36 protein-coding genes and 1 pseudogene are annotated in these 24,085 nt (G+C 62.2%); 2 read left to right on the forward strand and 35 right to left on the reverse strand.

Annotated features, from left to right (window positions below; all coding sequences use genetic code 11):
- Positions 1–122: 122 nt before the first annotated feature.
- The 3 genes from ccsB to QZM15_RS31395 all read right to left on the reverse strand — a co-directional run bounded on the left by ccsB (position 123) and on the right by QZM15_RS31395 (position 4,403).
- The gene (gene ccsB / locus QZM15_RS31385; protein ID WP_060315550.1) at positions 123–1,313 is read right to left on the reverse strand and encodes a c-type cytochrome biogenesis protein CcsB; all 1,191 of its coding nucleotides are present in this window, start codon (positions 1,311–1,313) and stop codon (positions 123–125) included.
- A gap of 4 nt (positions 1,314–1,317) precedes the next feature.
- A complete protein-coding gene (locus QZM15_RS31390; protein ID WP_226289911.1) occupies positions 1,318–3,531 on the reverse strand; it encodes a cytochrome c biogenesis protein ResB in 2,214 nt (737 codons plus the stop codon).
- 218 nt (positions 3,532–3,749) lie between these two features.
- Positions 3,750–4,403, reverse strand: a complete 654-nt coding sequence (locus QZM15_RS31395) for a cytochrome c (RefSeq protein ID WP_059640224.1) — start codon at positions 4,401–4,403, stop codon at positions 3,750–3,752.
- A gap of 214 nt (positions 4,404–4,617) precedes the next feature.
- On the opposite strand from QZM15_RS31395, the gene yihA reads away from it, so the two are divergent.
- Both yihA and hemB read left to right on the forward strand, forming a co-directional pair.
- Complete coding sequence (yihA, locus tag QZM15_RS31400; RefSeq protein WP_059640226.1) at positions 4,618–5,277, forward strand: ribosome biogenesis GTP-binding protein YihA/YsxC; 660 nt, start codon at positions 4,618–4,620, stop codon at positions 5,275–5,277.
- Positions 5,278–5,530: 253 nt separating this feature from the next.
- A complete protein-coding gene (gene hemB / locus QZM15_RS31405; RefSeq protein ID WP_059640228.1) occupies positions 5,531–6,529 on the forward strand; it encodes a porphobilinogen synthase in 999 nt (332 codons plus the stop codon).
- A gap of 132 nt (positions 6,530–6,661) precedes the next feature.
- Here the strand turns inward: hemB and dsbD are convergent, their stop codons facing one another.
- The 32 genes and pseudogenes from dsbD to QZM15_RS31565 all read right to left on the reverse strand — a co-directional run.
- Positions 6,662–8,509, reverse strand: coding sequence for a protein-disulfide reductase DsbD (gene dsbD, locus QZM15_RS31410; protein WP_302107876.1), 1,848 nt, complete (start codon positions 8,507–8,509; stop codon positions 6,662–6,664).
- Positions 8,502–8,828, reverse strand: coding sequence for a divalent-cation tolerance protein CutA (gene cutA / locus QZM15_RS31415; RefSeq protein WP_059640232.1), 327 nt, complete (start codon positions 8,826–8,828; stop codon positions 8,502–8,504). The genes dsbD and cutA overlap by 8 nt, the downstream gene beginning before the upstream one ends.
- Before the next feature lie 201 nt (positions 8,829–9,029).
- Entirely contained in the window at positions 9,030–9,425 is a 396-nt protein-coding gene (gene rplQ, locus QZM15_RS31420; RefSeq protein WP_006477175.1) for a 50S ribosomal protein L17, read from the reverse strand.
- A 149-nt stretch (positions 9,426–9,574) separates the two neighbouring features.
- Positions 9,575–10,552 (reverse strand): DNA-directed RNA polymerase subunit alpha, encoded by a 978-nt coding sequence (gene rpoA / locus QZM15_RS31425; RefSeq protein WP_006477176.1) that lies wholly within the window; start codon positions 10,550–10,552, stop codon positions 9,575–9,577.
- A gap of 124 nt (positions 10,553–10,676) precedes the next feature.
- A complete protein-coding gene (gene rpsD / locus QZM15_RS31430; RefSeq protein ID WP_059577365.1) occupies positions 10,677–11,300 on the reverse strand; it encodes a 30S ribosomal protein S4 in 624 nt (207 codons plus the stop codon).
- 154 nt (positions 11,301–11,454) lie between these two features.
- Positions 11,455–11,856 (reverse strand): 30S ribosomal protein S11, encoded by a 402-nt coding sequence (rpsK, locus tag QZM15_RS31435; RefSeq protein ID WP_004197937.1) that lies wholly within the window; start codon positions 11,854–11,856, stop codon positions 11,455–11,457.
- 28 nt (positions 11,857–11,884) lie between these two features.
- Positions 11,885–12,250: a 30S ribosomal protein S13 gene (gene rpsM / locus QZM15_RS31440; protein ID WP_006400641.1), complete on the reverse strand. Its 366-nt coding sequence runs from the start codon at positions 12,248–12,250 to the stop codon at positions 11,885–11,887.
- A gap of 38 nt (positions 12,251–12,288) precedes the next feature.
- Complete coding sequence (gene rpmJ / locus QZM15_RS31445; protein WP_004199844.1) at positions 12,289–12,405, reverse strand: 50S ribosomal protein L36; 117 nt, start codon at positions 12,403–12,405, stop codon at positions 12,289–12,291.
- Positions 12,406–12,425: 20 nt separating this feature from the next.
- On the reverse strand, positions 12,426–12,644 hold the full coding sequence (gene infA / locus QZM15_RS31450) for a translation initiation factor IF-1 (protein WP_004521905.1): 219 nt from the start codon (positions 12,642–12,644) through the stop codon (positions 12,426–12,428).
- 7 nt (positions 12,645–12,651) lie between these two features.
- Complete coding sequence (gene secY, locus QZM15_RS31455; protein WP_006482915.1) at positions 12,652–14,001, reverse strand: preprotein translocase subunit SecY; 1,350 nt, start codon at positions 13,999–14,001, stop codon at positions 12,652–12,654.
- 42 nt (positions 14,002–14,043) lie between these two features.
- On the reverse strand, positions 14,044–14,478 hold the full coding sequence (gene rplO, locus QZM15_RS31460) for a 50S ribosomal protein L15 (RefSeq protein WP_006482880.1): 435 nt from the start codon (positions 14,476–14,478) through the stop codon (positions 14,044–14,046).
- A 26-nt stretch (positions 14,479–14,504) separates the two neighbouring features.
- Positions 14,505–14,687: a 50S ribosomal protein L30 gene (rpmD, locus tag QZM15_RS31465; protein WP_006400644.1), complete on the reverse strand. Its 183-nt coding sequence runs from the start codon at positions 14,685–14,687 to the stop codon at positions 14,505–14,507.
- A 15-nt stretch (positions 14,688–14,702) separates the two neighbouring features.
- A complete protein-coding gene (rpsE, locus tag QZM15_RS31470; protein WP_006482895.1) occupies positions 14,703–15,221 on the reverse strand; it encodes a 30S ribosomal protein S5 in 519 nt (172 codons plus the stop codon).
- A gap of 14 nt (positions 15,222–15,235) precedes the next feature.
- Positions 15,236–15,601, reverse strand: a complete 366-nt coding sequence (gene rplR / locus QZM15_RS31475; RefSeq protein ID WP_006477183.1) for a 50S ribosomal protein L18 — start codon at positions 15,599–15,601, stop codon at positions 15,236–15,238.
- 12 nt (positions 15,602–15,613) lie between these two features.
- Positions 15,614–16,144 (reverse strand): 50S ribosomal protein L6, encoded by a 531-nt coding sequence (rplF, locus tag QZM15_RS31480; RefSeq protein ID WP_006477184.1) that lies wholly within the window; start codon positions 16,142–16,144, stop codon positions 15,614–15,616.
- 18 nt (positions 16,145–16,162) lie between these two features.
- Positions 16,163–16,558, reverse strand: a complete 396-nt coding sequence (gene rpsH / locus QZM15_RS31485) for a 30S ribosomal protein S8 (protein WP_006477185.1) — start codon at positions 16,556–16,558, stop codon at positions 16,163–16,165.
- A gap of 14 nt (positions 16,559–16,572) precedes the next feature.
- The gene (gene rpsN / locus QZM15_RS31490) at positions 16,573–16,878 is read right to left on the reverse strand and encodes a 30S ribosomal protein S14 (protein WP_006482884.1); all 306 of its coding nucleotides are present in this window, start codon (positions 16,876–16,878) and stop codon (positions 16,573–16,575) included.
- A 7-nt stretch (positions 16,879–16,885) separates the two neighbouring features.
- On the reverse strand, positions 16,886–17,425 hold the full coding sequence (rplE, locus tag QZM15_RS31495; RefSeq protein ID WP_006482882.1) for a 50S ribosomal protein L5: 540 nt from the start codon (positions 17,423–17,425) through the stop codon (positions 16,886–16,888).
- A gap of 16 nt (positions 17,426–17,441) precedes the next feature.
- The gene (rplX, locus tag QZM15_RS31500; RefSeq protein ID WP_174987416.1) at positions 17,442–17,750 is read right to left on the reverse strand and encodes a 50S ribosomal protein L24; all 309 of its coding nucleotides are present in this window, start codon (positions 17,748–17,750) and stop codon (positions 17,442–17,444) included.
- A 9-nt stretch (positions 17,751–17,759) separates the two neighbouring features.
- Positions 17,760–18,128 carry a 50S ribosomal protein L14 gene (gene rplN, locus QZM15_RS31505; protein ID WP_006482918.1) on the reverse strand — a complete coding sequence of 123 codons (369 nt, stop codon included), beginning with the start codon at positions 18,126–18,128 and terminating at the stop codon, positions 17,760–17,762.
- Between the two features lie 309 nt (positions 18,129–18,437).
- On the reverse strand, positions 18,438–18,710 hold the full coding sequence (rpsQ, locus tag QZM15_RS31510; protein ID WP_006477189.1) for a 30S ribosomal protein S17: 273 nt from the start codon (positions 18,708–18,710) through the stop codon (positions 18,438–18,440).
- On the reverse strand, positions 18,707–18,901 hold the full coding sequence (gene rpmC, locus QZM15_RS31515; protein ID WP_006400652.1) for a 50S ribosomal protein L29: 195 nt from the start codon (positions 18,899–18,901) through the stop codon (positions 18,707–18,709). The genes rpsQ and rpmC overlap by 4 nt, the downstream gene beginning before the upstream one ends.
- Before the next feature lie 9 nt (positions 18,902–18,910).
- On the reverse strand, positions 18,911–19,327 hold the full coding sequence (gene rplP / locus QZM15_RS31520) for a 50S ribosomal protein L16 (protein WP_006482873.1): 417 nt from the start codon (positions 19,325–19,327) through the stop codon (positions 18,911–18,913).
- Between the two features lie 2 nt (positions 19,328–19,329).
- Positions 19,330–20,130, reverse strand: a complete 801-nt coding sequence (gene rpsC, locus QZM15_RS31525; RefSeq protein ID WP_006482899.1) for a 30S ribosomal protein S3 — start codon at positions 20,128–20,130, stop codon at positions 19,330–19,332.
- Between the two features lie 11 nt (positions 20,131–20,141).
- The gene (gene rplV, locus QZM15_RS31530) at positions 20,142–20,471 is read right to left on the reverse strand and encodes a 50S ribosomal protein L22 (protein WP_004199272.1); all 330 of its coding nucleotides are present in this window, start codon (positions 20,469–20,471) and stop codon (positions 20,142–20,144) included.
- A gap of 12 nt (positions 20,472–20,483) precedes the next feature.
- Entirely contained in the window at positions 20,484–20,759 is a 276-nt protein-coding gene (gene rpsS, locus QZM15_RS31535; protein WP_004199273.1) for a 30S ribosomal protein S19, read from the reverse strand.
- A gap of 10 nt (positions 20,760–20,769) precedes the next feature.
- The gene (gene rplB / locus QZM15_RS31540; RefSeq protein WP_034209733.1) at positions 20,770–21,597 is read right to left on the reverse strand and encodes a 50S ribosomal protein L2; all 828 of its coding nucleotides are present in this window, start codon (positions 21,595–21,597) and stop codon (positions 20,770–20,772) included.
- Positions 21,598–21,599: 2 nt separating this feature from the next.
- Positions 21,600–21,914, reverse strand: coding sequence for a 50S ribosomal protein L23 (gene rplW / locus QZM15_RS31545; protein WP_004199275.1), 315 nt, complete (start codon positions 21,912–21,914; stop codon positions 21,600–21,602).
- Entirely contained in the window at positions 21,911–22,531 is a 621-nt protein-coding gene (gene rplD / locus QZM15_RS31550; protein WP_006477192.1) for a 50S ribosomal protein L4, read from the reverse strand. Before rplD ends, rplW begins: the two co-directional genes overlap by 4 nt.
- Positions 22,531–23,181 carry a 50S ribosomal protein L3 gene (rplC, locus tag QZM15_RS31555; RefSeq protein WP_006482922.1) on the reverse strand — a complete coding sequence of 217 codons (651 nt, stop codon included), beginning with the start codon at positions 23,179–23,181 and terminating at the stop codon, positions 22,531–22,533. The genes rplD and rplC overlap by 1 nt, the downstream gene beginning before the upstream one ends.
- Before the next feature lie 178 nt (positions 23,182–23,359).
- Entirely contained in the window at positions 23,360–23,671 is a 312-nt protein-coding gene (gene rpsJ / locus QZM15_RS31560) for a 30S ribosomal protein S10 (RefSeq protein ID WP_004199280.1), read from the reverse strand.
- 287 nt (positions 23,672–23,958) lie between these two features.
- Positions 23,959–24,085, reverse strand: a pseudogene (locus tag QZM15_RS31565) (elongation factor Tu); the annotation flags it as partial.

Consider the following 24,085-nt stretch of genomic DNA (forward strand, 5'->3'; position numbering starts at 1 on the left):
ATCAGCGTTCGACCCGGCCCGTCGCGCGCCGTTCGACGCCTCGATCGCCCGCTCGTTACAAAAGAAAACCGCCGGGCACGCAGTGCACCGGCGGTTTGATAGTCGGACGAACGGCGAAAATCTTACAGCTTGCCGTAGCTGTGCAGGCCAGACAGGAACATGTTGACGCCGAGGAACGCGAACGTCGTGACCAGCAGGCCGGTGAGCGCCCACCACGCGGCCACCGCGCCGCGCAGGCCTTTCATCAGCCGCATGTGCAGCCACGCCGCGTAGTTCAGCCACACGATCAGCGCCCAGGTTTCCTTCGGGTCCCAGCTCCAGTAGCCGCCCCACGCTTCGGCCGCCCACAGCGCGCCGAGAATCGTCGCGATCGTGAAAAACGCGAAACCGACCGCGATCGACTTGTACATCACGTCGTCGAGCACTTCCAGCGTCGGCAGGCGATCGGCGAGGACCCCGCGCTCTTTCATCAGGTACGCGACCGACACCATCGCCGACAGCGCGAAGCTGCCGTAGCCGATGAAGTTCGCCGGCACGTGGATCTTCATCCACCAGCTTTGCAGTGCCGGCACGAGCGGCTGGATCTGCTGCGCATCGCGCGCGACCGAGTACCACATCAGGAAGCCGACCGCCGCGCTGATGACCAGCAGCACGAACGCGCCGAGCGAACGCGTGCCGTAGTGGCCTTCGTAATACAGATAAAGCAGCGCGGTGATCAGGCTGAACAGGACGAACACTTCATAGAGGTTCGACACGGGGATATGCCCGACGTCCGCCCCGATCAGGTAGGACTCGTACCAGCGCACCATCAGCCCCGTGAAGCCCATCAGCACGGCGACCCACGTGAGCTTCTGGCCGATCGCGGCGCCCGTTTCCGAGCGCGCGAGCAGGCCGATCCAGTAGAAGATCGTCGCGAGCACGAACAGCGCGCTCATCCACAGGATCGCCGACTGGCTCGACAGGAAGTACTTGAGGAAGAACGCCGAATCGGCGCGCGCGAGATCGCCCTGGTAGATCTGGATCGACAGCAGCGACAGCACGGCGATCGACGCCATCATCAGCCGCGCGGGCTTCCAGCGCCAGCCGAGCGCGACGAGCGCCGGCACGGTGCCGATCATCACCGCCTTGTCGTAGTAATCCATGTGCGCGTTGTAGTGCACGAGCGCATAGCCCGCGCCCGCCACCAGCGCCAGGGCGAACAGCCAGTCGAACAGCGACAGGCGCGCGAGGAACGGACGGTCGTCGAACAGCGGCGACGATGCCGACGCCGGAGCCGACGCCGTACGGGAAGAGGAAACTTGCGTGAGATCCATGATCTTACCGGGTGGAATTCTCGGAATCGGAACCGCCGCCGGCAGGCGGGCGGGCCGTCGAAGCCGCACCGGCGGGCGCGGCGTCGCGAGGTGCGGCGCGCAAGGCGGCGCCGGCCGCGTCGCGCGTCTGCACGAATTCTTTCTCGAAATCGAAGGTCTTGCGGGCCGTGGACATTGCCATCACCACATCGACGCCCGAACCGGCGTCCTTCAGCCAGAACCAGAGTCGCCGCTCGCGTACGTAGAACATCGAGAAGATGCCGGCGACCAGCAGCAGGCTGCCAAGATACACCAGATTCTTGCCGGGCGCGCGCGTCAACTGAAATACCGAAGCTTGCACCTGCTTGAACGAGTCGAGCTGCAAATAGACCGGCGATCCATACAGGAAGCTGTCGGATAGCGCGTTGATCGCGTTCTGCACGAAGCGGATCGTGTCGGTGCCCTGCTGCGCGGCCGGCTCGCCGGCGCGCTCGCGCGCGATCTGCCACACCTCCCACATCGAGCCCTCGAGCATCCGCAGCAGCAGGCTCGCGGCCTTCTCCTGCTCGCCCTTCGGCACCGAGCGGTCGATGAACGTCGCCACCGCCTGGAAGCCGCCGACCGGCTGGCCGTCCGCCCCGCGGCCGACGCTGTCGTCGCTCGCCGCAAAAAGGGTCAGCACCTTCGATGCGCTGTCCTGCAGACGGCCGCGCAGCGACGCATCGCCCGGCAGCGAACGCTGCGCGAAGCGCGCGGCGGCTTCGGTGCGCACGGCCGGATCCTCGAGCGCGGCGCGCAGGCGCATCCATTCGCCGATCGAGTCCTGGCTGTCGGCCGGGATCCGCATGTAGCGGAACGGATCGTTCGGGCTCGCGCGCACGCCGGCGAGGAACACGCGCTCGCCGTTCATGTCGACGGGCAGCATGTAGTTGTTGAATTCGCGCGCCTGGCCGTCCTTGCCGCGGATCTTGTACTGCACCGACGGGCCGATGTTGTGAAGCTGCGTCGGCTTCGACGTCTTCGCGCCCGAGCCGAGCCGCTCGTCGAACACTTCCTTCAGCGAGCTGGTCGTCGCGACGCCGCGTACGTCCGGCTTGCCGTTCGCGTCGGCCATGTTCTCGACGTTGATCGCGCGGAAGTCGGAGAACTCGATCGTCTCGCCGTCGGCGCCCGGGACCTGCAGCGGCGCCGAACTGCCGATCGTGCCCTTCACGGGGACGGTCGCCGCACGGCTGCCCGTCATCGGATAGGCCGTCATCTGCATCTGCGAGCCGCCATCCTGGAAGCTCGACTGGTAGATCGACACGCCCTTGTACGTAAACGGCTTGTTGACCTCGACCCGCGCCGGGATCTTCCGGCCCGTCTCGCGATCGATCACGACGATGTCGCTCGCGAACAGCTTCGGCATGCCCGTCGTGTAGTAATCGACGATGAACTTGTCGAGCTGGATCGAGAACGGCAGGTCCTGGATCAGCGAGCCGCTCGGCTGGTTCAGGATCGCGGTCGACACGAACTGGCCCTCCGGCACCCACGCATAGCCGCGGAAGGTCGGGTTCGACGCGGACAGCCGATGGTCGGGCGAGATCTCGCTGATCGTCGCGCTCGTGTTGACCGGGCTCTTGCCGAACATCAGCATCTGGAATTTGATCGGCAGGTTGCTGTCGAGCAGGCCGCCGATACAGATCACGACGATCGCGAGGTGCGCGGAGATGTAGCCCCACTTGGTCATCGCGCCGCGCTTCGCGGAGATCAGCGTCGCGCCGTCGGTTTCACGCACGACGTGTTTGTAGCCGGCCTTCGCGACGAACGTGGCGAGCGTCGCCGCGACGCTCGCGCGCGTGCCGGGCGCCGTGTACTCGGCCTTGTGGTGGAATGCGCGCAGGCTGCCTTCGCGGACCTTGTCCTTCCAGCTCTTCGCGTCGGCGAGCATCTTCGGCGCGTTGCGGATCACGCACAGCGAGATCGACACGACGAGGAAGATCAGGATCAGCATGAACCACCACGCGCTGTACACGTTGTACAGGCCGAGCGAGCGGAAGATGTCCGCCCAGAACGGCCCGAACTGGTTCACGTAGTTCGGATACGGATCGTCCTGGGTCAGGACCGTGCCGATGATGCTCGCAATCGACAACACCACCAGCAGCGCGATCGCGAAGCGCATCGAGCTCAGCAGCTCGACCGCGCGTTTCGACGCACCGTGACTCGACTTCGACTGCAACCCCGACGTGGTAACGCTCATTCAAACTCCGACTAAGGGGACACGGCCCCCACGCTTACTATGTTCGCTTCGGGGGCGCAGCCCCGATCGCCTGCCAGCCCTTCCATTCCGGCTCGGCCCGGCGAGTGCCGACAAAAAAGAAGGGCGAGGCCACCGCAACGACGCGGCGCCCCACCCTTTTCTTGTTCTGACTCCGGCCGCCCTTCGGGCGCCCGGTCATTCCATTCGCGGCGGACCGCTCAACGCAGGCCCGCGATGTAATCCGCGACGGCCTTGATCTCGGTATCCGACAGCCGCGACGCGATCTGATGCATCGCCTCGTTGTTGTTGCGCGCGCCGGCACCCTGCTGGAACGCGGTCAACTGCGCGACCGTGTAATCGGCCCATTGCCCCGACAGACGCGGGTACTGGACCGGGATCCCCTGCCCCGTCGGCCCGTGGCAGCTCGCGCAGGCGGGGACACCCTTTTCCGCGATGCCGCCGCGATAGATCTTCTGGCCGATCGGCACGGTCGCCGCATCGCGCGCGGTACCGAGCTTCGTCGTCTGCGACCCGTAGTACGCGGCGACATTGCGCATGTCGTCCGCGCTCAACGCACTCGCGAATCCGACCATCACCGCGTTGTTACGCGCCGGCCCCTTCGCGCCCGGCTGCGTCTTGAAGTCGTTCAACTGCTTGACCAGATATTCGGGATGCTGGCCGGCAAGCTTCGGGAAACTGCCCGACGCGCTGTTGCCGTCGGCGCCGTGACACGACGCGCAAACCTGCCCGGCAATCGCCTTGCCGCGGTCCAGATCCGGTTTGGCCGCATCTGCCGCGTTTGCCTCCGCTACGAAACCTACGAACCCTGCTGCAACCTGAAGCACCATCAGAGACTTGCACAGTCGATTCATTCGCACACCCTGTTTCGTCTTGTGGGAATTTGAGGTTCTGCAAAAAACGACGGCGTTCAGTCTACCGCAGAAGCCACATAAAAGCGCGAGGCAGGCGCCCGGTGGCCTTCGGTAAAACCGCCGTATTGTACAATATCGTGCTGAAAGCTCCCGCGCCTATCGGGGCTACCCCGCCTCCACCAAGCGGCTCGCGCCGCCCGTCCTTCCGGTTCCCATGGCCTTTCTGCTCCATCAAGCCCGCTTCTACACGACCGTCAACCATCTGCGCGACCTGCCGCCGACGGTCCAGCCGGAAATCGCGTTCGCGGGCCGCTCGAATGCCGGCAAGTCGACGGCGATCAACGTGCTGTGCAACCAGAAGCGGCTGGCCTTCGCGTCGAAGACGCCCGGCCGCACGCAGCATATCAACTACTTCTCCGTCGGCCCGGCCGCCGAGCCCGTCGCGAATCTCGTCGACCTGCCCGGCTACGGCTATGCGGAAGTGCCCGGCGCCGCGAAGGCGCACTGGGAGATGCTGCTGTCGTCCTATCTCGCGACGCGCTCGCAGCTCTGCGGTCTGATCCTGATGATGGATTCGCGCCGCCCGCTCACCGAGCTCGATCGCCGGATGATCGAGTGGTTCGCACCGACCGGCAAGCCGATCCACACGCTGCTGACGAAGTGCGACAAATTGACGCGCCAGGAAAGCATCAACGCGCTGCGCAACACGCAAAAGGGGCTCGACGCGTATCGCGACCAGGGTGTGAAGGGCAAGCTGACGGTCCAGCTGTTCTCGGCGCTGAAGCGCACGGGGCTCGACGAGGCTCATGAACTGATCGAGAGCTGGCTGCGGCCGTCCGTCGCCGACGAAAAAGGCGAGCCTGTAGCACAATGAGCGGGCAACGCGCGGCTGGGATCGGCTGCGCGCACCTGACGGCACCTGCGGATTCGGCCGGCTCATAAAAAAACCCGCCGTTGAACGGCGGGTCAAACAGCCTAATCGAAAAACGACAGGCACCCGCTCAGGGAGGAGAAGCGGGGAGCTGCACGCAACGCGCGCCGCTCGATCGCTATCATATACCAACGATCTCGAAAATGACCTAAGGGTTCCGTAAGGTTCTTCTTGCCCTGATTTCTGCCAAATCGCCATGAGCTTCCATCCGCTTCATCGTCCGCGCCGGATGCGCCGCGACGACTTCTCCCGCCGCCTGATGCGCGAAAACCGCCTGACCACCGACGACCTGATCTACCCGGTGTTCGTCGTCGAAGGCACCAACGAACGCCAGCCCGTCCCGTCGATGCCCGGCGTCGAACGCGTGTCGGTCGATCTGCTGATGCACGTCGCCGAGCAATGCGTCGAACTCGGCGTGCCCGTGCTGTCGCTGTTCCCGGCCATCGAGCCGTCGCTGAAGACGCCGGACGGCCGCGAGGCGGCCAATCCGGAAGGCCTGATCCCGCGCGCGGTGCGCGAGCTGAAGAAGCACTTCCCCGAACTCGGCGTGCTGACCGACGTCGCGCTCGATCCGTACACGAGCCACGGCCAGGACGGCGTGCTCGACGAGAACGCCTACGTGATCAACGACGACACGATCGAGATCCTGGTCGACCAGGCTCGCGCGCAGGCTGAAGCCGGCGTCGACATCGTCGCGCCGTCGGACATGATGGACGGCCGCATCGGCGCGATCCGCGAGATGCTGGAAAGCGACGGCCATATCCATACGCGGATCATGGCCTACTCGGCGAAGTTCGCGTCGGCGTTCTACGGCCCGTTCCGCGACGCGGTCGGTTCGGCGTCCAATCTGGGCAAGGGCAACAAGATGACCTACCAGATGGACCCGGCGAACAGCGACGAAGCGCTGCGCGAAGTGCGCCTCGACATCGACGAAGGCGCCGACATGGTGATGGTCAAGCCCGGCATGCCGTATCTCGACATCGTGCGCCGCGTGAAGGACGAGTTCCGCTTCCCGACCTACGTGTACCAGGTGAGCGGCGAGTACGCGATGCTGAAGGCGGCCGCGATGAACGGGTGGCTCGACCACGACAAGGTCGTGCTCGAATCGCTGCTCGCGTTCAAGCGCGCGGGCGCCGACGGCGTGCTCACGTACTTCGCGCTCGATGCCGCGCGTCTGCTGAAAGCGCAACGCTGATCGCGCACCGGCACGCACCTGCAAAAAACGGCGGAACACCTTGGTGTTCCGCCGTTTTTTTGTTTACCGTCGATCGCGGTTGTCAGCCGGCCCGAATCGTCTCTTCCGCGGTTCGCCTCCGGCGGGTCATCGTCATACCGTCGGAACGGCTGCCCGGTCGAGGCTGCGCAAGAAGGTGTCGGCCGCCTGATAGCCGACCACGCGGCCGATCTCGTTGCCGTTGCGATCGAAGAAGATGATGCCCGGCGGCCCGAACAGGTTGAAGCGCTTGAGGAGCGCCTGATCGTCCGCGTTGTTCGCGGTGACGTCCGCGCGCACGAGGTGAAGCCGCGCGAGCCGCGCCTGCACGCGCGCGTCGGTGAACGTCAGATGTTCCATCTCCTTGCAGCTCACGCACCAGTCGGCGTAGAAGTCGAGCATCACGGGCTGGCCCGATGTCTTGAGCAGCGCATCGAGTTCGCCAATGGAGCGCACCGGCGCGAACGCAGGGCCATCCTGCGCGGCAGCCACGCCGGCCGTCGCCGCGCCGCCGGACGCCACCGTACGCGCCGCCAGCACGGCCAGCGGCTTGACGGGATCGGTCGAGCCCGCGGCCAGGCCGACGAGCAGCGTCGCGGCCCAGATCGCGAGCGCGGCCCCCAAGCCGCGGCCCAGGCGGCGCCAGATCGACGCAGCGCCGGCATTCGGCGTGAACAGTCCGAGCGCCGCGGCCGCGATCAGCAGCCACAACGCCGCGAGCACCATCTTCAGCCCGCCCGCCAACACCGGCCATACGATCCACAGCGCGGCCGCGAGCAGCACGATGCCGAAGAACACCTTCACGCCGTCCATCCACGCGCCCGCGCGCGGCAGCACAGTGCCGGCCCCGACGCCGACGACCAGCAGCGGCACGCCGAGCCCCAGCCCCATCGCGAACAGCGCGGCACCGCCGAGCAACGCATTGCCCGTGTGCGCGATGAACGCGAGCACGGCGAACAGCGGCGCCGTCATGCACGCGCCGACGACCAGCGCCGACAACGCACCCATCGCCGCGACCGCGACGAAGTGGCCGCCCTGCCGCGCGCTCGATGCGTCGGCCGCGCCGTTCTGCCAGCGCGCCGGCAGTGCGATGTCCCTGCCCGAGATCAGCGACACCGCGAACGCGGTCAGCAGCACGCCGAATGCGCCGAGCACCCACGGGTTCTGCAACCACGCGCCGAGGCTCTGGCCGATCAGCGCGGCGGCGATGCCGAGTACCGTGTAGACCAGCGCCATGCCGATCACGTAGGTCAGCGACAGCGCGAAGCCGCGTGCGTGCGTCGCGCGCGTGCCCTGGCCGATGATGATCGCGGACACGATCGGAATCATCGGGTACGAACACGGCAGCAGGCTCAGCACGACACCCGCGACGAAGTAGAGCGCGACGATCGTGAAGAAGCCGTGGCCTTCGAGCAGCGACTGCGCGAAATCGGCGCTCGTGACCTTGTCGAACCAGCTACCCGCGGCAGCCGTGTCACCGGACGACGATGCGGCGCCGAGCGCGGCGCCGTCGACCTTCACCACGTGCTCGGCCGGCGGATAGCAGATCCCTTCGTCCGCGCACCCTTGCGACGTCACCGCGAGTTCGAACGGCCCGGCCGCCTGCTTCACCGGCACGTGAACGACCACTTCGTCACGATAGGTCTCGACGTCCTTCTGGAACGTCTGGTCGAACTTCACGTGGCCGGCCGGGTACTGCGGCTCGCCGAGCGTCGCCTGGCCGCTCTTCACCGCGAACGCGAAGCGCTCGCGGTACATGTAGTAGCCGTTGGCGATCTTGAAGCGGACGTCGACCTGTCCCGGCGATTCGCTCGCGCTGAACTTGAACGCAACCGACGGATCGAGGAAATCGTCGGCCGCGCGCGCGGCGGACAGGCCGCCCAGCACGAGCACGAACGACAACAGGACCGCAAGAAACCGCAGCGCGCGCACGCGCACCGAAAGCGCCATACCGTTAAACATGAAATTGACGTTGAGTTTCGCTGGTCACCCATTGGCCATACGCGGCCGATGCCGTCGTCTGCCACGAGACGATTTCGGGCGTCTCGTACGGGTGATGCGCGAGAATAAATCGCTCCAGTTCGAGCGCCCGGATGGGGCTCGTCTTGAACAGCAACTGGATCTCGTCGGCCGTTTCGACCTTGCCCTGCCAGTGATAGCGCGACTTGATCGTGCCGAGCTCCGACACGCACGCCGCAAGCCGCGCGTCGAGCGCGCCGTCGGCGAGCGCCGCGGCCGTCGCCGCATCGGGGACCGTCGTCAGCATCAGCACCACTATCATCCGCGCTCTCCTCGCTGGTCTGCCGGCTCCTGCCGGCGCCGGTTACCCGTTCAGGAACCGCGCCGGTTGCCCGTATCGTAGCGCAGCCCGCGCGACGCTGCCGGCACCGGCCTGCGACAATCGATCGCAGCCGGCATCTCGAAAACAAAAAGGGCCAAGCAATTGCTCGGCCCCTTTCAGATACTGCTGCGTACCGGAAGCTTACTCAGCTTCTTGCACGTTTTCCGTTTCGTCGACTTCCGGACGGTCGAGCAGTTCGACCAGTGCCATCGGTGCGTTGTCGCCCACGCGGAAGCCGAACTTCAGCACGCGCAGGTAGCCGCCCGGGCGGTTCGCGAAACGCGGGCCGAGGACGTCGAACAGCTTCGCGACCGAGTCACGATCGCGCAGGCGGTTGAACGCCAGGCGACGGTTTGCCAGCGACGGCTTCTTGCCGAGCGTGATCAGCGGCTCGACGACTTTACGGAGTTCCTTCGCCTTCGGCAGCGTCGTCTTGATGACTTCGTGCTCGATCAGCGAGTTGGACATGTTACGGAGCATAGCCAGACGGTGGCTGCTCGTGCGGTTCAGTTTCCGCAGACCATGACGATGGCGCATTTCAGTTTCCTTGATTCAAAGTTTTGATCCAGCTCTTCTATCGCACCTCGGAGGGTGCACGGGCCGGTAACGAAAAAAAGCAAGATGCGGATTTTAAAGGAAAATCCGCATCTTTGCCAACTACAGCTATAGCAGGGCTACAACCGGGCTTACTTGTCGAGACCAGCCGGCGGCCAGTTCTCGAGCTTCATGCCCAGCGTGAGACCGCGCGAAGCGAGCACTTCCTTGATCTCGTTGAGCGACTTGCGACCGAGGTTCGGCGTCTTCAGCAGCTCGTTTTCCGTGCGCTGGATCAGATCGCCGATGTAGTAGATGTTCTCGGCCTTCAGGCAGTTCGCCGAACGAACCGTCAGCTCGAGATCGTCCACCGGACGCAGCAGGATCGGATCGATCTGCGGTGCACGCGACGGCGCTTCGGCTGCCGTTTCCGTGCCTTCCAGCGCCGCGAACACGGACAACTGGTCGACCAGGATGCGGGCCGACTGGCGGATCGCTTCTTCCGGCGTGATCACGCCGCTCGTCTCGATGTTCATCACGAGCTTGTCGAGGTCGGTACGCTGCTCGACACGTGCGCTCTCGACAGCGTAGCTCACGCGGCGAACCGGCGAGAACGATGCGTCGAGGACGATGCGGCCGATGATCTTGGCCGTGTCTTCGCCGTAGCGACGGACGTTGCCGGGCACATAGCCGCGACCCTTTTCGATCTTGATCTGAACGTCGAGCTTGCCACCCTTCGACAGGTGCGCAATCACGTGATTCGGATTGATGACTTCGCAATCGTGAGCCAGCTCGATATCGCCGGCCGTCACGACGCCTTCGCCTTCCTTGCGCAGCGTAACCGTCACTTCGTCACGGTTATGCAGCTTGAACACCACGCCCTTCAGGTTCAGCAGCAGGTTGACGACGTCTTCCTGCACGCCATCCAGCGTCGAGTACTCGTGCACCACGCCCGCGATCGTGACTTCGGTCGGCGCGTAGCCCACCATCGACGACAGCAGCACGCGGCGAAGCGCATTGCCCAAGGTGTGGCCGTAACCGCGTTCAAACGGTTCCATGACCACCCTCGCGTGGTTCTCGCCCAGCGATTCCACGGCGATGATCTTGGGTTTCAGCAAACTGGTTTGCATGGGCTTTCCTTTTCAATACCCTCGGCTCGTTACACCGATAAGGCTGACCGGTAACAACCAGAAAATAAACAGCCGAGGCCCCTCCTTGCGCAACGCAATCGGGGTACCTCGGCCGTCAATCGGATTAACGCGAATACAATTCGACGATCAGGCTTTCGTTGATGTCGCCTGCGATTTCAGCGCGTTCCGGCATTTGCTTGAACGTGCCTTCGAACTTCTTCGCATCGACTGCAACCCAGCTCGGCATGCCGCCTTGCTCGGCCAGCGACAGCGCTTCGACGATACGCGCCTGCTTCTTCGCCTTTTCGCGGATCGCGATGACGTCACCCGCCTTCACTTGCTGCGACGGGACGTTTGCGACGACGCCGTTCACGGTGATCGACTTGTGGCTCACCAGCTGACGCGCTTCAGCGCGGGTCGAGCCGAAACCCATGCGATACACGACGTTGTCGAGGCGCGATTCGAGCAGTTGCAGCAGGTTTTCACCCGTGTTGCCCTTGCGGCGATCGGCTTCAGCGAAGTAACGACGGAACTGACGTTCCAGCACGCCGTAGATACGCTTGACCTTCTGCTTTTCGCGCAGCTGCGTACCGTAGTCGGACGTACGTGCGCCCGAGGTACGGCCGTGCTGACCCGGCTTGCTGTCGAGCTTGCACTTGTCGGCGAGCGAGCGGCGCGCGCTCTTCAGGAACAGGTCGGTGCCTTCACGGCGGGACAGCTTGGCTTTGGGGCCGATATAACGTGCCACTTTGCATTCCTTTATCAATCAGTCACGCGGATCGGAATCCGCGCTAGTCCGCTCCCTTTGGGGCGAACGGTGGGCTTAGTCAATCAAAAAAGCAACGCCCGTCGACGCTGAGCGGCGACAGGCAATGCGCTAGCACGAGCGTGCCAGCACATCCTTAGATACGACGACGCTTCGGCGGGCGGCAGCCGTTGTGCGGAATCGGGGTGACGTCCGAAATCGCGGTGATCTTGATGCCGAGGCCGTGCAGTGCGCGCACTGCCGACTCGCGACCCGGGCCCGGGCCCTTGATCCGCACTTCCAGATTCTTCACGCCGTATTCCATCGCGACGCGGCCAGCCGACTCGGCTGCGACCTGAGCAGCGAACGGCGTCGATTTGCGCGAGCCCTTGAAGCCCTGACCGCCCGACGTCGCCCATGCCAGAGCGTTGCCTTGGCGATCGGTGATCGTGATGATCGTGTTGTTGAACGACGCGTGAACGTGAACCACGCCTTCAGCGACGTTCTTCTTAACCTTCTTGCGAACGCGTTGCGCCGCGGTGTTCGAAGCCTTAGCCATTACGTTTTCCTGTAACTGTCAGTTCCGCTTACTTCTTCAGCGCTTGCGCTGCACGACGCGGACCCTTGCGGGTACGTGCGTTCGTACGCGTACGCTGACCGCGCATCGGCAGGCCCTTGCGATGACGGACGCCGCGGTAGCAACCGAGGTCCATCAGGCGCTTGATGTTCATCGTCACTTCACGGCGCAGATCGCCTTCGACGACAAACTTGCCTACTTCTTCACGCAGCTTTTCCAGGTCTGCGTCGGTCAGATCCTTGACCTTCTTCGAAAAATCGACGCCAGCTGCCACGCAGATGCTGCGCGAACGGGTGCGGCCGATACCGAAGATAGCCGTCAGGCCGATCTCGGTATGCTGGTGATTCGGGATGTTAACCCCTGCGATACGAGCCATTGTTTTTCCTCAAACAAAAAGCGCAAACAAACGCGCGGTCAGCCTTGGCGCTGCTTGTGGCGCGGATCCGAGCTGCAGATCACGCGAACGACGCCTTTGCGCTTGATGATCTTGCAATTGCGGCAAATGCGCTTAACCGATGCCATCACTTTCATGATAATACCCTTTTTTCAAATCACTTCGCCCGGAACACGATCCGCGCACGAGACAGATCGTAAGGCGTCAATTCAACCGTCACCTTGTCGCCCGGCAGGATGCGGATGTAGTGCATCCGCATCTTCCCGGAAATATGCCCCAACACGACATGGCCGTTTTCCAGCTTCACGCGGAAGGTCGCATTCGGGAGGTTTTCAATCACCTCACCCTGCATCTGGATTACATCGTCTTTGGCCATAGTCCTTTCAACGCATCGGGATGTTGCCGCCCTTGAAGTTTGCCTTCTTGAGCAGCGACTCATACTGTTGCGACATAACGTACGACTGCACCTGCGCCATAAAGTCCATCGTGACGACGACAATGATCAGCAGCGACGTTCCACCAAAATAAAACGGCACATTCCAGCGCAGCACCAGGAATTCCGGCAGCAGACACACGAAGACGATGTAGATCGCACCGGCCAGCGTCAGACGCGTGAGGATGCGGTCGATATATCGCGCGGTCTGATCGCCCGGACGGATGCCCGGAACAAACGCGCCGCTCTTCTTCAGGTTATCCGCGGTCTCCCTGCTGTTGAACACCAGTGCGGTGTAGAAGAAGCAGAAAAACACGATCGCCAGCGTGTACAGCAGCACATAGACCGGCTGGCCCGGCTTCAGCGCTTCCGCAACGTTATGCAACGTATTGGAAATCCAGCTTCCCGTCGGCTGACCGGTACTGAACCAGCCGAGAATCGTTGCCGGGAACAGAATGATCGACGATGCGAAGATCGGCGGAATCACGCCCGACATGTTCAGCTTCAGCGGCAGATGCGACGACTGCCCACCGTAGATCTTGTTGCCGACCTGGCGCTTCGCGTAGTTCACGAGGATCTTGCGCTGACCGCGTTCGATGAACACGACCAGGTAAGTCACCGCGGCGATCAGAACGACGATGATGATCGCCGAAATGATGCTCATCGAACCCGTACGCACCAGTTCGAACAACCCACCCACGGCATTCGGGAACCCTGCTGCGATCCCGCCGAAGATGATGATCGAGATACCGTTGCCCAGACCACGCTCGGTAATCTGCTCGCCGAGCCACATCAGGAACATCGTGCCCGTTACCAGCGTCACGACCGTCGTCAGACGGAACAGCATGCCGGGATCGGTGACGAGGCCCGGCTGATTTTCCAGCGCAGCCGCGATACCGAACGCCTGGAAGGTCGCGAGCACCACGGTGAAATACCGCGTGTACTGCGTGATCTTCCGTTGCCCTGCCTGCCCTTCCTTCTTCAGCGCCTCGAGCTGCGGCGAAACGATCGCCAGCAACTGCATGATGATCGACGCCGAGATGTACGGCATGATCCCCAGCGCAAAGATCGTGAAGCGGGAAAGTGCGCCACCCGAGAACATGTTGAACATGCCCAGGATGCCGCCCGCCTGGCTCTGGAACAGCTTGGCCAGTTGATCCGGATCGATTCCCGGTACGGGAATGTGCGCGCCGATGCGATAGACGATCAGCGCCAGGAGCAGGAACATCGCTCGCCGGCGCAGATCGCCGAATTTCGCCGTGCTTCGACCGGGTTTTGCAAGACTCGGGCTGTTAGCCAAGTACCTTCTCCGATGAATGCAAGTGACGACGCGCTACGCGTGTCACTCGGCGAACGAACCGCCAGCCGCTTCGATCGCAGCGCGCGCACCCTTGGTGGCACCGAGACCCTTCACGACGATCTTGCGCTTCAGTTCGCCCGTCGCGATGATCTTTGCGCTCTTCGTCAGCTCGCCGACCAGGCCGGCTTGCTTCAGTGCGAGCAGATCGATCTCGTCGACCGGCAGCTTCTCGAGGTCGCCCAGGCGCACTTCACCGACGAATTCCTTCGTCAGCGACGTGAAGCCGCGCTTCGGGAGACGACGTTGCAGCGGCATCTGACCGCCTTCGAAACCGACTTTGTGGAAGCCGCCCGAACGCGATTTCTGACCCTTGTGACCACGGCCAGCCGTCTTGCCGAGGCCCGAACCGATGCCACGACCGACGCGACGCTTGGCGTGCTTGGCGCCAGCGGCCGGCTTCAGGTTATTCAATTCCATATCAACTCCTTGATCCGTAGGGCCGCTTACGCGATGACCTTAACGAGGTACGAGACCTTGTTGATCATGCCGCGGACCGCCGGCGTGTCCTGCAGCTCGCTAACCGAGTTGAGTCGGCGCAGGCCCAGGCCACGCACGGTCGCGCGGTGCGATTCGCGGGTCCCGATCAGGCTCTTGACGAGCTGAACCTTGACAGTTTTTTCAGACATGGTGACCACCCGGGCTTAGCCCAAAATTTCTTCGACGGACTTGCCGCGCTTCGCCGCGATGTCTGCCGGGGTCGACTGCTTGCGCAGGCCGTCCAGCGTGGCGCGAACGAGGTTGTACGGGTTCGTCGAACCGTGGCTCTTCGCCACGACGTTCTGAACGCCCATCACGTCGAACACTGCGCGCATCGGGCCGCCGGCGATCACGCCCGTACCTGCCTTCGCCGGAGCGAGGAGGACGGCCGATGCGCCGTGCTTGCCGTGCACTTCGTGTTGCAGCGTGCCGTTCTTGAGCGGCACCTTGAACATGTTGCGGCGAGCTTGTTCCATTGCCTTCTGGACAGCGACCGGCACTTCCTTCGCCTTGCCCTTGCCCATACCGATGCGGCCATCGCCGTCGCCGACCACGGTCAGTGCGGCGAAGCCGAGAATACGGCCACCCTTCACGACCTTGGTCACGCGGTTGACCGAAATCATCTTTTCGCGAAGGCCGTCGTCGCGCTCGTCAGCCTGAACTTTCGCTTGCATCTTTGCCATGACGAATTCCTTCCTTAGAACTTGAGCCCAGCTTCGCGAGCTGCCTCAGCCAGCGCCTTGACGCGGCCGTGGTAGCGGAAGCCCGAGCGATCGAAGGCGACGGATTCGATGCCGGCAGCCTTTGCCTTCTCGGCAATACGCTTGCCGATCAGCGTCGCGGCATTCACGTTGCCGCCCTTGCCCGACTTGTCGGCCAGTTCAGCGCGCACTTCAGCTTCGAGCGTCGACGCGCTGGCGAGCACCTTGGTGCCGCAGGGCGAGAACACTTGAGCGTAGATGTGCGTGTTCGTGCGATGCACGGCGAGACGCGCGACCTGCAGCTCAGCGATCTTGATACGCGTCTGGCGAGCGCGGCGCAGGCGAGATTGAGTCTTATCCATGATTGCGCACCCTTACTTCTTCTTCGTTTCTTTGAGGATCACAACCTCGTCGGCATAACGCACGCCCTTGCCCTTGTAGGGCTCCGGCGGACGGTAACCGCGGACTTCCGCAGCCACTTGACCGACTTGTTGCTTGTTGATCCCCTTGATCACGATTTCGGTTTGCGTCGGGGTTTCAGCCTTGACGCCTTCCGGCATCTGGTGCACCACCGGGTGCGAGAAACCCAGCGACAGGTTCAGCTTGTCGCCTTGCGCTTGCGCACGGTAACCGACGCCAACCAGCGTCAGCTTGCGCTCGAAACCCTTGGTCACGCCGTGCACGGCATTCGCGATGATCGCGCGCATCGTGCCCGACAGTGCATTTGCTTCGCGGCTTTCGTCGACCGGCGACAGATTCAGCGTGCCGTCGTTGTTCGCCACGTTCACGAGCGGATTGATCGCTTGCGTGATGGTGCCCAGCGGGCCCTTGACGGTGATCGCACCGTCGGCCAGCTTGACTTCCGCGCCTTGCAGCGCGATCGGGCTCTTACCTACTCGAGACATGTTTCTCTCTCCTCGGCTTTAAGCGACGTAGCAGATGACTTCGCCGCCGACGCCGGTAGCGCGCGCCTTGCGGTCGGTCATCACGCCCTTCGGCGTCGACACGATTGCCACACCGAGGCCGTTCATGACCTGCGGAATGTCGTTACGGCCGCGGTACACGCGCAGACCAGGCTTCGACACGCGCTCGAGGCGTTCGATGACCGGGCGACCTGCGTAGTACTTCAGCGCGATATTCAGTTCGGACTTCGCACCTTCCGCCTTCACGGCGAAATCGTCGATATAACCTTCGTCCTTCAGGACTTGCGCGATTGCAACCTTGACCTTCGACGAGGGCATCGCGACCGATACCTTCTCGACCATCTGCGCGTTGCGGATGCGAGTCAGCATATCGGCGATAGGATCACTCATGCTCATTTACGTTTCTCCTATTACCAGCTCGCCTTGGTCAGGCCAGGAATCTCGCCACGGAATGCGATTTCACGAATCTTGTTACGCGCGAGGCCGAATTTACGGAACGTGCCACGCGGACGGCCCGTGATCGCGCAGCGGTTGCGCTGGCGGGTCGGGTTTGCGTTGCGGGGCAGTTGCTGCAGCTCCAGGCGTGCTTCGTAGCGCTCTTCTTCCGACTTGCTTTGGTCTTCGACGATCGCCTTCAGCGCTTCGCGCTTTGCTGCGAACTTCGCGACCAGGCGGGCGCGCTTCTTTTCACGTTCGATCAGTGCCAGTTTAGCCACGGTAACCTCAGTTTCTGAACGGGAACTTGAAGCTGGCGAGCAGAGCCTTTGCTTCGTCGTCGGTCTTCGCAGTCGTCGTGATGCTGATGTTCAGCCCACGCAGTGCGTCGATCTTGTCGTAATCGATTTCGGGGAAAATGATCTGCTCTTTCACACCGATGTTGTAGTTGCCACGGCCATCGAAAGCACGACCCGACACACCGCGGAAGTCACGCACGCGGGGCAGGGCAACCGTCACGAAACGGTCGAGGAATTCGTACATCGCGCGGCCGCGCAGCGTCACCATCGCGCCGATCGGGTAACCCTGGCGGATCTTGAAGCCAGCGATTGCCTTGCGGGCCTTCGTGACGACCGGCTTCTGGCCGGCGATCTTCGTGAGGTCGCCAACGGCGTTCTCGATGATCTTCTTGTCAGCGATCGCTTCGCCAAGACCCATGTTCAGCGTGATCTTGGTGATGCGCGGCACTTCCATGACCGACTTGTAACCGAACTTCTCGATCAGGCCGGGCACAACCTTTTCTTTGTAAAACTCTTGAAAACGAGCCATTTTTTACTCCGCTGCGTCAGGCGCTCAGTACGGCACCGGTCGTCTTCAGGAAGCGAACCTTCTTGCCTTCCTCGACCTTGATGCCAACACGCGACGCCTTGCCATTCGCGTCGACCAGTGCGACGTTCGAAATATGCAGGGGCATCGTCTTCGCTTCCACGCCGCCCGTCGTACCCTTCATCGGGTTCGGCTTCACATGCTTCTTGACGAGGTTGACACCTTCAACCGTCACATGTTCAGCACCGACAGCCAGCACGACGCCGCGCTTGCCCTTGTCCTTGCCAGTGACGACGATGACTTCGTCACCTTTGCGAATCTTGTTCATCGCGACTCCTTACAGCACTTCCGGCGCCAGCGAAACGATCTTCATGAATCGTTCGCTACGCAGCTCACGCGTCACCGGCCCGAAGATACGGGTGCCGATCGGCTCGAGCTTGTTATTCAAAAGCACAGCGGCGTTGCCGTCGAACTTGATCAGCGAGCCGTCTTGACGGCGCACGCCCTTGGCGGTGCGGACCACCACGGCGTTGTAAATTTCGCCTTTCTTCACGCGCCCGCGCGGCGTTGCCTCTTTGACGCTCACCTTGATGATGTCGCCAATGCCGGCATAACGACGCTTCGAGCCGCCGAGCACCTTGATGCACAGGACTTCACGTGCACCCGTGTTGTCGGCTACTTCGAGCCGAGATTCGGTCTGGATCATGGTTTGTCTTTCCCAACTTAATCCGGATGCACCACCATGATGCATTCGGTCAGTCTTGGTCCCGTCAGCCAATCGGCTGCTTGGGTTGGAACAGCAGCGACGGCAAACGAAACCCGCCATCGCAATTCGGTGAATCTTTCGGACAGGCAGGCGCCAGTCCGCTTCCCCCACCAACTTCGCCCGCGACGGGGCTCCCATAAAGAGGGAAGACCGGGATTATAACAAATAATCCCGGTCACGCAAGCAAAAACTTTGCGATTTCAAGCACTTCGTGACGAAGTGCCCGTTACTGCCTACTGCGCTGCCCGCTTAGATGACACGAGCGGCTTCGACGAGGCGCGACACCGTCCAGGCCTTCGTCTTCGAAACAGGACGCGTTTCCTGGATTTCGACGAGATCGCCTTCGTTGTAGGTGTTCGCTTCATCGTGCGCGTGGTACTTCTTCGAACGCACGACATACTTGCCGTAGATCGGGTGCTTGACGCGGTGCTCGATCAGCACGGTGACGGTCTTGTCCATCTTGTTGCTGACGACCCGACCGACCAGCGTCCGCTTCAGCGAGGTTTTCACGCTATCGTTCATTTCTGGTTCGCCTTCTGAGTCATGACGGTCCGCACACGTGCGATGTCGCGACGAACCTTCTTCAGCTGGCTCGTGTTCGTGAGCTGCTGGGTCGCGAGTTGCATGCGCAGGCCGAATTGCGCCTTCAGCAGGTCCGCCAGCTCCTTGTTGAGCGCGGCCTGGTCTTTCTGGAGAAGTTCGGAAGCCTTCATGTTTTCTCCTTAGGCGCCGAGCTGGCGCACGATGAATGCCGTCTTCAGCGGCAGCTTGGCTGCAGCCAGACGGAACGCTTCGCGTGCCAGTTCTTCGGTTACGCCGTCCATTTCATAGAGCATCTTGCCCGGCTGAATCTCGGCGACGTAGTACTCCGGGTTACCCTTACCGTTACCCATACGCACTTCGGCCGGCTTCTGCGAAATCGGCTTGTCCGGGAAGATCCGGATCCAGATGCGGCCGCCACGCTTGATGTGACGCGTCATTGCACGACGCGCCGCTTCAATCTGACGTGCGGTCAAACGACCGCGACCGATCGCCTTCAGGCCGAATTCACCGAACGACACTGCGTTGCCGCGCGTCGCCTTGCCGGTGTTACGACCCTTCTGCTCTTTACGATACTTTCTGCGTTTCGGTTGCAGCATCGTTATTCTCCAGTCTTGCCGTCTTCGGGCTTGCCGGCGCCACGGCGCGGTGCGCCACGACGAGCACCCGGAGCGCCGCCTTCGCCGTCACGGCGCGGACGACGGTCGCCCGGACGCGCATTGCGACGCGGACGCTTGTCTTCGGCTACTTCTTCCACCACCGGTGCGTCGTTGCGGCCGAGCGTATCGCCCTTGTAGACCCACACCTTGACGCCGATGATCCCGTAAGTCGTCTTCGCTTCCGAAGTCGCGTAGTCGATATCAGCACGCAGCGTGTGAAGCGGCACGCGACCTTCGCGATACCACTCCGTACGAGCGATTTCAATACCGTTCAGACGGCCTGCGCTCATGATCTTGATGCCTTGGGCACCCAGACGCATCGCGTTCTGCATCGCACGCTTCATCGCGCGACGGAACATGATCCGGCGCTCGAGCTGTTGCGTGATCGAGTCGGCGATCAGCTGAGCATCGGTTTCCGGCTTGCGGATTTCCTCGATGTTGACGTGAACCGGCACGCCCATGCGGCGTTGCAGTTCCGTCTTCAGCTGTTCGATATCCTCGCCCTTCTTGCCGATGACCACGCCCGGACGCGAGCTGTAAATCGTGATGCGCGCGTTCTTCGCCGGACGCTCGATGACGACCCGACCGACCGAAGCGTTCTTCAGCTTCTTCTTCAGGTATTCACGAACACCGATGTCTTCCTGCAGCATCGCCGCGAAATTGTTGTTGTTCGCGTACCAACGCGAAGCCCAATTGCGGCTGACAGCCAGGCGGAAGCCAGTCGGATGAATTTTCTGTCCCATCGTATGGCTCCTTAATTCCCGACCGTCACAGTGATGTGACAGGATTGCTTCTCGATGCGGTTACCGCGGCCCTTGGCGCGCGCGGTGAAACGCTTGAGCGATGCAGCCTTGTCGACGTAGATGCTCTTGATCTTGAGCTCGTCGATATCAGCGCCTTCGTTGTGCTCCGCATTCGCGATTGCCGACAGCACAACCTTCTTCACGATGCCAGCCGCCTTCTTCGGCGAGAACGTCAGGACGTTCAGCGCCTTGTCGACCGGCAAACCGCGGATCTGGTCAGCCACAAGGCGCGTTTTCTGCGCCGAGATGCGGGCACCGCGATGAATTGCTTTCACTTCCATCTTGATTGCCCCTTATTTCTTGGCCTTCTTGTCGGCCGCGTGACCCTTGAACGTACGGGTCAGTGCGAACTCGCCAAGCTTGTGGCCGACCATGTTTTCCGAGATGTACACCGGAACGTGTTGACGGCCGTTGTGAACAGCGATCGTCAGGCCGATGAAATCCGGCAGAATCGTCGAGCGACGCGACCAGGTCTTGATCGGCTTTTTGTCGCGCGAAGCTGCAGCCGCCTCAACTTTCTTCAGCAAATGGGCGTCGCAGAACGGACCTTTTTTTACAGAACGTGCCATTGCCTACTCCTTAACGCTTGTGACGGCGCTGGACGATCATCGTCGTCGTGCGCTTGTTGCTGCGGGTGCGGTAACCCTTAGCCGGCGTACCCCACGGGCTCACCGGGTCGCGACCTGCAGCCGTCTTGCCCTCACCACCACCGTGCGGGTGATCAACCGGGTTCATCGCAACGCCACGCACCGTCGGGCGGATACCGCGCCAGCGGTTCGCGCCAGCCTTGCCGATCTGGCGCAGGCTATGCTCTTCGTTGCCGACTTCACCGATCGTTGCACGGCACTCGATGTGCACGCGGCGGATTTCGCCCGAACGCAGACGAACCTGCGCGTAGACGCCTTCACGTGCCAGCAGCATGGCCGACGTGCCAGCCGAACGCGCCATTTGCGCGCCCTTGCCCGGCAGCATCTCGATGCAGTGGATCGTCGTACCGACCGGAATGTTGCGGATCGGCAGCGTGTTGCCTGCACGGATCGGCGCTTCCGAACCCGACATCAGCTGCTGGCCGACGGTCAGGCCCTTCGGGGCGATGATGTAGCGACGTTCGCCGTCTGCGTAGAGCACCAGCGCGATGTTCGCGCTACGGTTCGGGTCGTACTCGAGACGCTCGACCTTTGCCGGGATGCCATCCTTCGTGCGACGGAAATCGACGATACGGTAGTGCTGCTTGTGACCACCACCCTTGTGACGCGTGGTGATACGACCGTTGTTGTTACGGCCGGCGGTCGAGCTCTGCGAGTCGAGCAGTGCCGCGTACGGCTTGCCCTGGTGCAGGTTCTTGTTGACCACCTTGACCATCGCGCGGCGACCCGGCGATGTCGGCTTAACTTTCACGATTGCCATGATTACTTGGCCTCCGCTTCAAAGTTGATTTCCTGGCCGGGCTTCAGGCAAACGTACGCCTTCTTCACGTCCTTGCGGCGGCCCATCGAACGGCCGAAGCGCTTTTGCTTGCCCTTCTGCACCAGCACGTTGACCGAATCAACTTCAACCTTGAACAGCAGCTCGACAGCCGCCTTCACTTCCTGCTTCGTGGCATCCGGTGCGACTTCGAACACGACTTGCTCGTTCTTGTCGGCAACCAGCGTCGCCTTTTCCGAGATCACCGGTGCGAGCAGGACCTGCATCAAACGATGATCGTTCTTGCGAATCTCGCTCATGACAGCAACTCCTCGATCTGGGCGACCGCAGCCTTCGTGACCAGCACTTTCTTGAAGTAGATCAGCGACAGCGGGTCAGCGTAGCGCGGCTCGACAATCGCCACGTGCGGCAGGTTGCGCGAAGCCAGGTACAGGTTCTCGTCGACCGTGTCCGTGATGATCAGAACGGAGTCGAGACCCATGGTCTTGAATTTGTCGGCCAGCAGCTTGGTCTTCGGCGCTTCGAGGATGATGTCCTCGACGACCGACAGACGGCCTTCACGGGCCAGCTGCGAGAAGATCGAGCAGAGACCTGCGCGATGCATCTTCTTGTTGACCTTGTGCGAGAAGTTTTCTTCCGGCGAATTCGGGAAGATACGACCACCGCCACGCCACAGCGGGCTCGACGACATACCGGCACGAGCGCGGCCCGTACCCTTCTGGCGCCACGGCTTCTTGGTCGTGTGCTTGACTTGCTCACGGTCCTTCTGTGCGCGGTTACCCTGGCGAGCATTCGCCTGGTAAGCGACGACGACCTGGTGGATCAGCGCTTCGTTGTAGTCACGACCGAACACGACGTCCGATGCGTTGACCACTGCACCTTCCTGACCATTTTCGTTCAGGAGCTTGAGTTCCATTATTTCGCCCCCTTGGTCTTGACGGCCGGCGTCACGAAGACCTTGCCGCCCTTCGCGCCCGGAATCGCACCCTTCACGAGCAGCAGCTTGCGCTCTGCGTCGATACGAGCGATTTCGAGGTTCTGCACCGTCACCGTCACGTCACCCATGTGACCCGTCATGCGTTTACCCGGGAAAACACGACCCGGATCCTGCGCCATACCGATCGAGCCCGGCACGTTGTGCGAGCGCGAGTTACCGTGCGTGGCACGGCCGGAGGAGAAGTTGTAACGCTTGATCGTACCGGCGTAGCCCTTACCGATCGACACGCCTTGCACGTCGACCTTCTGGCCCACTTCGAAAAGGTCTGCACCGACCACGGCGCCATTCGACAGCTCGGCTGCCTTGGCCGCGTCAATGCGGAATTCCTTGAGGATTTCACCGGCTTCGACACCGGCTTTGGCGAGATGACCTGCCAGCGGCTTCGTCACGCGCGATGCGCGGCGGGAGCCGAATGCAACCTGCACGGCCGTGTAGCCGTCGGTTTCAACAGTCTTGATCTGCGTCACGCGGTTGTCCGACACGTCCAGCACGGTGACGGGAATCGAATCCCCTTCCGCCGTGAAGATACGGGTCATGCCAACCTTGCGACCTACGAGTCCAAGGCTCATCATTTTCTCCATTCCCGACTGCGATTGGTCGGGGCTGATTTACAAAATGCCGGGCACGCAAGGCCCAGCTTTTTTACGCGAATACGCGAAAAGCCAAGCAGTATAGCCCGACTCTGCGATTTCCGCAAGCAATACAAAGACTTAGCGCCGCCCGATACGCCAGGCGGCGCTGGAAGCCTTACTGCAGCTTGATTTCCACGTCGACGCCAGCCGGCAGGTCGAGCTTCATCAGCGCGTCGACGGTCTTGTCCGTCGGATCGACGATGTCCATCAGGCGCTGGTGGGTACGGATTTCGAGCTGATCGCGCGACGTCTTGTTGACGTGCGGCGAACGCAGGATGTCAAAACGCTGAATGCGCGTCGGCAGCGGCACCGGGCCACGGACGATTGCGCCAGTCCGCTTCGCGGTATCGACGATTTCGGCGGCCGATTGATCGATCAGACGATAGTCGAAAGCCTTCAGGCGAATGCGGATTTTCTGTTGCTGCATGACAATTCCTTGAAAAGAGCGAGGCGATGTTGCATCGCCGGACACTAAAAGAACGTGAAACATGACGCCAGCGGGGAGCGAAGCATCAGGTTCCGGACGGTACTTCCACTGCTAAGCCCGCGATTCTACACGAAAATTCGCGGTGGTGGTGCGCGTTTGTCAATGCAGCGCTTCGTACGCCACAAGGAAAAACCGGGTGCCAGATCGAACTGGACACCCGGTTTCGACGGTACGCAGCTGCTTACCGCGGAATCGCGGACCCCGGAGGGATCCGCGGATCGTCGATATTACTCGATGATCTTGGCGACGACGCCGGCGCCGACGGTACGGCCGCCTTCGCGGATCGCGAAGCGCAGACCTTCTTCCATCGCGATCGGAGCGATCAGCTTCACCGTGATCGACACGTTGTCGCCC

The organism is Burkholderia sp. AU44665 (genome assembly GCF_030504405.1).
Taxonomy (GTDB): Bacteria; Pseudomonadota; Gammaproteobacteria; order Burkholderiales; family Burkholderiaceae; genus Burkholderia; species Burkholderia semiarida.

Bases quoted from the DNA above. Each gene is read 5' to 3' on its own strand.
- rpsC (WP_006482899.1), bottom strand. From the start codon at position 20,130: ATGGGACAGAAAATTCATCCGACTGGCTTCCGCCTGGCTGTCAGCCGC.
- rplW (WP_004199275.1), bottom strand. From the start codon at position 21,914: ATGAGCGAGATTCGCAAGAACGATCATCGTTTGATGCAGGTCCTGCTC.
- rplD (WP_006477192.1), bottom strand. From the start codon at position 22,531: ATGGAACTCAAGCTCCTGAACGAAAATGGTCAGGAAGGTGCAGTGGTC.
- rpsK (WP_004197937.1), bottom strand. From the start codon at position 11,856: ATGGCTAAGGCTTCGAACACCGCGGCGCAACGCGTTCGCAAGAAGGTT.
- rplO (WP_006482880.1), bottom strand. From the start codon at position 14,478: ATGGAATTGAATAACCTGAAGCCGGCCGCTGGCGCCAAGCACGCCAAG.
- rpmC (WP_006400652.1), bottom strand. From the start codon at position 18,901: ATGAAGGCTTCCGAACTTCTCCAGAAAGACCAGGCCGCGCTCAACAAG.
- yihA (WP_059640226.1), top strand. From the start codon at position 4,618: ATGGCCTTTCTGCTCCATCAAGCCCGCTTCTACACGACCGTCAACCAT.
- rplB (WP_034209733.1), bottom strand. From the start codon at position 21,597: ATGGCAATCGTGAAAGTTAAGCCGACATCGCCGGGTCGCCGCGCGATG.
- QZM15_RS31395 (WP_059640224.1), bottom strand. From the start codon at position 4,403: ATGAATCGACTGTGCAAGTCTCTGATGGTGCTTCAGGTTGCAGCAGGG.
- rplC (WP_006482922.1), bottom strand. From the start codon at position 23,181: ATGAGCCTTGGACTCGTAGGTCGCAAGGTTGGCATGACCCGTATCTTC.
- infA (WP_004521905.1), bottom strand. From the start codon at position 12,644: ATGGCCAAAGACGATGTAATCCAGATGCAGGGTGAGGTGATTGAAAAC.
- dsbD (WP_302107876.1), bottom strand. From the start codon at position 8,509: ATGTTTAACGGTATGGCGCTTTCGGTGCGCGTGCGCGCGCTGCGGTTT.
- hemB (WP_059640228.1), top strand. From the start codon at position 5,531: ATGAGCTTCCATCCGCTTCATCGTCCGCGCCGGATGCGCCGCGACGAC.
- rpsJ (WP_004199280.1), bottom strand. From the start codon at position 23,671: ATGCAGCAACAGAAAATCCGCATTCGCCTGAAGGCTTTCGACTATCGT.
- rpoA (WP_006477176.1), bottom strand. From the start codon at position 10,552: ATGCAAACCAGTTTGCTGAAACCCAAGATCATCGCCGTGGAATCGCTG.
- rplX (WP_174987416.1), bottom strand. From the start codon at position 17,750: ATGAACAAGATTCGCAAAGGTGACGAAGTCATCGTCGTCACTGGCAAG.
- rplE (WP_006482882.1), bottom strand. From the start codon at position 17,425: ATGGCTCGTTTTCAAGAGTTTTACAAAGAAAAGGTTGTGCCCGGCCTG.
- rpsS (WP_004199273.1), bottom strand. From the start codon at position 20,759: ATGGCACGTTCTGTAAAAAAAGGTCCGTTCTGCGACGCCCATTTGCTG.
- rplV (WP_004199272.1), bottom strand. From the start codon at position 20,471: ATGGAAGTGAAAGCAATTCATCGCGGTGCCCGCATCTCGGCGCAGAAA.
- rplQ (WP_006477175.1), bottom strand. From the start codon at position 9,425: ATGCGCCATCGTCATGGTCTGCGGAAACTGAACCGCACGAGCAGCCAC.
- rpsE (WP_006482895.1), bottom strand. From the start codon at position 15,221: ATGGCAAAGATGCAAGCGAAAGTTCAGGCTGACGAGCGCGACGACGGC.
- rplP (WP_006482873.1), bottom strand. From the start codon at position 19,327: ATGCTGCAACCGAAACGCAGAAAGTATCGTAAAGAGCAGAAGGGTCGT.
- cutA (WP_059640232.1), bottom strand. From the start codon at position 8,828: ATGATAGTGGTGCTGATGCTGACGACGGTCCCCGATGCGGCGACGGCC.
- rpsH (WP_006477185.1), bottom strand. From the start codon at position 16,558: ATGAGCATGAGTGATCCTATCGCCGATATGCTGACTCGCATCCGCAAC.
- QZM15_RS31390 (WP_226289911.1), bottom strand. From the start codon at position 3,531: ATGAGCGTTACCACGTCGGGGTTGCAGTCGAAGTCGAGTCACGGTGCG.
- rplR (WP_006477183.1), bottom strand. From the start codon at position 15,601: ATGGATAAGACTCAATCTCGCCTGCGCCGCGCTCGCCAGACGCGTATC.
- rplF (WP_006477184.1), bottom strand. From the start codon at position 16,144: ATGTCTCGAGTAGGTAAGAGCCCGATCGCGCTGCAAGGCGCGGAAGTC.
- rplN (WP_006482918.1), bottom strand. From the start codon at position 18,128: ATGATCCAGACCGAATCTCGGCTCGAAGTAGCCGACAACACGGGTGCA.
- rpmJ (WP_004199844.1), bottom strand. From the start codon at position 12,405: ATGAAAGTGATGGCATCGGTTAAGCGCATTTGCCGCAATTGCAAGATC.
- ccsB (WP_060315550.1), bottom strand. From the start codon at position 1,313: ATGGATCTCACGCAAGTTTCCTCTTCCCGTACGGCGTCGGCTCCGGCG.
- rpsM (WP_006400641.1), bottom strand. From the start codon at position 12,250: ATGGCTCGTATCGCAGGGGTTAACATCCCGAATCACCAGCATACCGAG.
- rpmD (WP_006400644.1), bottom strand. From the start codon at position 14,687: ATGTCTGAAAAAACTGTCAAGGTTCAGCTCGTCAAGAGCCTGATCGGG.
- rpsQ (WP_006477189.1), bottom strand. From the start codon at position 18,710: ATGAACGATAGCGTGAAAACCTCGCTGAAGCGGACGCTGGTCGGTCGG.